This is a genomic window from Sphingomonas sp. CCH5-D11, from assembly GCF_001557395.1.
Classification (GTDB): Bacteria; Pseudomonadota; Alphaproteobacteria; order Sphingomonadales; family Sphingomonadaceae; genus Sphingomonas.
On the sequence record NZ_LSKH01000284.1, the window covers coordinates 1 to 4,969 of the forward strand.

The window sequence follows — 4,969 nt, forward strand, 5'->3', positions numbered from 1 at the left end:
GCGGAGACGACAATGCACTAACTATCAACCCGGACCACCCGGTGGGGGCTGCTCAAGGCTCTGCCGCGGATAGGTCGAGTTACTGTTCATTCTATAGAAGGCACCGTAACTATCCGTATAGGTGTATGGGTCGGTGTAACCGCATGTCTGACCTGTCGATCGGCCATACTTGCAAATATACTGCCCTTGCGCGACACCTTGCGCTCCAGTGACGGTAACGACCCCAGCACCGTTATAGAACTTCGGAACAACCAGATAGTTGTTTCCGCCGGAGAATGTGTGCCACTGGCTATCCACGCCGTTTGACACCCATTCTTGGCGAAATGCGAGTGAAACCCCGGTGGTTTCATCCCTGCCATTATTCTCGCAGTGGCCTGCGGTCGTCACGCCATAGAGCGAGCCGTTGGTTTGTTTGACGTTAAAGCCTCGCGTACATTCATTGATGTCGCCGTTAGAGAACGTGCCGCGATAGTTCTGGCCGCCCGGAACCTCCGTTGCCGTGAGAGCAATGCCGTCGAATTGCTCTATCTGCGTTCCAGGCGCCGCACGAAATCGTCCGCCAACAATCGCCGCGAGGGCGGAAGTGGGATCTTTCACCAATAATTTGATTTGCCCCGTTCGCGCATTGGTGGCGATCGTAGCGTTTGAGCCGAGCGATGAGAGATATCCCCGCGCCTGCGCCCCTATCTCAGACTCTCATACTGGTGCAGTGCGAACATCGAGAACGCTGGCGAGTTCACCTTTGCCGGCGAACTGACGTGCGGCGTTACCGATCGCTTCGAGGTCCGCAGCTACACCATAGATAGCAACACGGAAGTCGGATCCCGTAGTCGCTTCGGCCCCAGCGAAGCCTTTGGGAAAACGTGCCGAGAGCGCGGGCGCCAGACGCCCCAACTCTCCCATGATCCGCAAACGTCGCGACGCCTCTGCAACAGTAAGGCCCTCCGTCTTCGAGAGCTGTTTGGCAGTCGCATCGTCAGGATCGTTGAACGGTTCGTCAAACGTTGCAAGTCGAATGGTTTTCGTGTTCGATACGGCATGCGCTGCCGAAATCGCGACCGAGGCGAGGACGCAGGCTGCGCCAAGCCGAAAAGCACGCTTCTTCATCACCCTTCTCCTTCAACATAGCTACTGGTTACGTACGGACCTCCACATGCTTGGAGCTGCTGATATGCCTCTGGATCGCCTTGCAGGAACTCGATCGACCCATCACCGCCGCGGATCGTAACCTGCATTCCACTTTTGAAGAGGCGGCCATCGGGTGCCTTCACTGCCTTCGCGGTGCTGTCCCACACATGACCATGAGGCCAGATCAGCGTCCGCTTTGATCCAGAAACCATAAGGTAGGTACAGTTGCCGCGGTACGACAGCCGGCCATTTAAATGTTCCGGGATCACGATATCGGTAGGTGGAGATGCCGCTACGTACGGCGCTACAGCTGAGCATGCAGAAAGTTGAATGCAGCCGGTAAATACAAACAATCCCTTGAGAGCCACGGATCGTATGATAAAGCGAAACGGCATCTCTTATCGCTCCACCTGAGCGATATCACGCGAGACGACTCTGCTAAACGATACCCTCACCGGGTCGTTTGAAATAATGCTGTATGTTGGACTTTTGTCTGGCGTCAAGCCGCTTGCGCGCAAAGCTTTGTTGACTGGTTCGCCAGCGATCCGATTTAACACTTGCGGCAAGTTTGAGCTGCTAAGGCCCGAAAGCTCACCCTTGATTTCGCATCCGGCTGATCGACAATCTACGGAAATTTGCGTGGGAGCGCCAGCCGAGGCAAATACTTCTCTGATCTTGCCTTCGGTACCCGGTGCCCATGCGAGATCGCGGCTTTGGCTGTGAAGGGAACGCCGGACCCGTTCCGGATCGCCTGAAATATCGAATGCGCTACTCTTCTCCTCTGTGGTATCGGCCACGCGTGAGGAGATAGCGCTGGGGGTCAGGGAAGGCAATGCAGAGGAGCCGGTGACCACCTGGACCTCGCCGCGCTTATCGCTATAGGATCCAGATTGACGAAGAACCAGGGAACTGACAACGCCAAGCGCCGCCAAGGCAATAGCCAAAACGCCTAGTAGCCGAGGTGACTTGCGCCTTTCCATCACCGCAGGCTCCGATTAGCTTTGATATTAATTCCAGGCTTTAACATGCGATGTGTACAGCACGTTTGCTTCAAATTGATGTCACAGCAGTTGAAGATCGCTGAAAAAGGCCTTGGTGGAGGTTGACCCGATTTGGTTTACACCAAGCTCGCCGAGCTCCGAAAGCTGCTGCATGGTGGCCTCGACCCGGTGCGGACCCGTGAACTCACCGACGAGATGAGGGCGGCAGGGTTGCCGCTGTGATGGCGCCAAACCGGCATCCTGCGTCAGCGTATCAGCATTGTGCGTCCGTCTCACCGATCGTGCGCTGCGTCTCACGCAATGTGCGTCGAGCAACGCCATCCGTCTCAACTAATCTGCGCCGAAAACTCCCCTCTATTGCGCGTTTGGTCGAGCATCATTGCAGGCCGCTATAGATAGCGTTCTGCCAGCGTGCCTCCGAGGGAAAGGGCGTCATCCCATAGCCGGCTGGCATTGCCGGAAGAGACGGCAGGAGTATCGGTATAGCTGAAATGGTCGCGAATGGGCACGCGTCGGAGTTCACGCAGAACGTCTTCCCGGTCGCATCCGGCGAAGCAGGTCACTAGAATTCCGCGATTGCCCTGGCGGATCGACAGGCTTGGGGTGCTGTCGGAATGCGCCGGGCAAAGGCACATGGCGGTTCTGCCGTGCCATGTGCCGCCAAGTGCGCCAACAAGATCGATGAGTTGCTGCGAAGGTCGTTCGGCTGTGAGGGCCATGATCGGCTCCTTTCACAACCTCGGCCCCCCTCCCCTTCTCCACGAACACCGTTTTAGAGGTTATCGGAGAAGCAAGACGGAACAGATCGCGCGATGGGTCGTGCGAGACGCGACTCTTTTCATGTCTCGAAAGCAGTTGTTGGAGCGAATAGTCCCGGCTCGAGCCGAATCGCCGTGGACTGAGAGGTTCCATCTCTGACGCTGTGCCCGCCAATCATCTTTGAGATGATTCGCGTTGCTGTGAATGCCCGTTGTCTGAGCTTCAAAGTCGGACAAGACTTGAGGATAAGTCCTCAAGCGGCGCGTGCTGGCGAGTGACTCATCTTGATTTTCGTCCGGGTTTATAGGCGAAATGATACACACGCGGATGGTCCGGGACTCGGGGGCAATAAGAGGGCTTGTCCCTGCGCACGCCGGGTCAGGTCACCCTATTTGACTAACCACCCTGCATTTGGCATATCTGTCCGGGATTAGGGGCCATTATGCGGTGCTTTTCACGAACCGTGGCCGGTTTGGGTTCAAAAAGGGGACATGCCCATGCTGTCGGGTCAGATTCTCGATGCGATGATTACCTCGTGCGAGAATGCCAAGACCGTGCTGCGACAGGCGGCCATTGATCCATCCGATCGCAAAACGCTGAACATTTCAATGGGGGCGACAGTCGCCGCTGAATTGCTCGGCCGAACGCCGGAAGCGCTTTCCAAGGCTGAGGCGCGCGGACGCTTGCCCGCCCCCAAGACGGCCACCAACGGACGCCGATTCTACACGGTCGAAGATTTGATCGCCATTCGCGAGAAGCTCGGCATCAAGATGGGTAAATTGCCCTCCGAGCGCGCGGTCGTCATCGCCGTGCAGAACTTCAAGGGCGGCGTCAGCAAATCGACGACGGGCAAGCATCTTGCAGATTACCTTGCGCTGCGGGGATATCGCGTTCTTGTTGTCGATTGCGATCCCCAGGCGTCGATGAGTGTTATGTTCGACGTCAATCTAGAGGCATTGGTGGACGAGACGCACACGCTCTCGAACTTCCTCTCCCCCAGAATCGACGAAGCCGATTCGCTGCGAAAGACGATCCAAAAGACCGCGTGGCCGAATATCGATATCTGCCCCGCCAACCTGGGCCTCCAGGACACCGAGTGGGAACTGACAGCAACCATCGAGGAGGGCCCTACCGCCATTGCCGGCGCGTTCCGCATGCTGAGAATTGGCCTGGAAGAGGTCCGGCACGACTATGACGTCGTTATCCTCGATCCTCCCCCTGCCATGGGCTTTTTGGGCGTGAACACGTTGACGGCCGCGGACGGCTTGCTGATCCCCGTGCCGGCTCGGCAACTCGATTATCTTTCGACAATCCACTTCATGCAGACCTGTCGCGAAGCGATGGACCTCGTCTCGAAGTTCGACACTTCGATCGACTACGGGTTCATTCGCGTCGTCTGCACCATGTTCCAGCCCAACAGGACCAACGAGGCTCAAATGCTTCAGGTCATGGAGAAGACCTACGCTGGCCAGATGCTGTCGACGCCGATACTCCTGTCGGAAGAGATCAAGAATGCCGGGTTGTCGATGTCGTCGATCTACGAAATCAACAAACCATATGGGTCGCACCAGACGTACACGCGGTGCCGTGACAACCTCAACATGGTGTTTCGCGAGATCGAAAAGGATATTTGCAAGCAGTGGCCGTCGCGTATGGCGCAGGTCGGCACCGACAGACTGACGGAGGCGGCATGAGCAGCGCAGGGGGCCGGCGTCGCAGCCTACTGGCGAATGCCATCGAAAGCATCGGCACGACCCCTGCCCCCACGTCCGTGGCCGAAGTCGCGGATGCCGAGGCGCTGGTCGATCGCGATAAGCCGGTCGACGAACCTTCGACGCCCTCATTCCTGGAGCGGCGTGGTATTGCGTTCGATGAAATCGCCCGCACGGTCAAACGTCCGACTATCCGTCTGAAGCCCTCGGAATGCTCCATCTGGCCGGGCAATGCTCGCGATCATGCGGCGCTGAGCCACGAACGCTGTGCCTCGCTCATTGATTCCATCCGCGAGGAGGGGACGAACCGCGAGCCGGTTGTGGTGCGGCGGACGCCGAACGCCGAGACCCCCTACGAGTTGATCGTCG

At 57.6% G+C, this 4,969-nt stretch carries 3 protein-coding genes and 2 pseudogenes; 2 read left to right on the forward strand and 3 right to left on the reverse strand.

Going from position 1 to position 4,969, the window contains the following annotated elements:
• Positions 1 to 24: 24 nt before the first annotated feature.
• The 3 genes and pseudogenes from AX702_RS22195 to AX702_RS21785 all read right to left on the reverse strand — a co-directional run.
• Positions 25 to 597, reverse strand: a complete 573-nt coding sequence (locus AX702_RS22195; protein WP_143058617.1) for a hypothetical protein — start codon at positions 595 to 597, stop codon at positions 25 to 27.
• 99 nt (positions 598 to 696) lie between these two features.
• Complete coding sequence (locus tag AX702_RS17730; protein WP_037447418.1) at positions 697 to 1,107, reverse strand: hypothetical protein; 411 nt, start codon at positions 1,105 to 1,107, stop codon at positions 697 to 699.
• Between the two features lie 1,414 nt (positions 1,108 to 2,521).
• Positions 2,522 to 2,848, reverse strand: a pseudogene (locus AX702_RS21785) (DUF7146 domain-containing protein); the annotation flags it as partial.
• A 537-nt stretch (positions 2,849 to 3,385) separates the two neighbouring features.
• Between AX702_RS21785 and AX702_RS17735 the strand changes: the two are divergent.
• Positions 3,386 to 4,582 carry an AAA family ATPase gene (locus AX702_RS17735; RefSeq protein ID WP_029623213.1) on the forward strand — a complete coding sequence of 399 codons (1,197 nt, stop codon included), beginning with the start codon at positions 3,386 to 3,388 and terminating at the stop codon, positions 4,580 to 4,582.
• Positions 4,579 to 4,969 (forward strand): annotated as a pseudogene (locus tag AX702_RS17740) (ParB/RepB/Spo0J family partition protein); the annotation flags it as partial. The gene AX702_RS17735 and the pseudogene AX702_RS17740, both read left to right, overlap by 4 nt.

Coding starts and splice junctions, on each gene's coding strand:
- AX702_RS17730 (WP_037447418.1), bottom strand. CDS start 1,107: ATGAAGAAGCGTGCTTTTCGGCTTGGCGCAGCCTGCGTCCTCGCCTCG.
- AX702_RS17735 (WP_029623213.1), top strand. CDS start 3,386: ATGCTGTCGGGTCAGATTCTCGATGCGATGATTACCTCGTGCGAGAAT.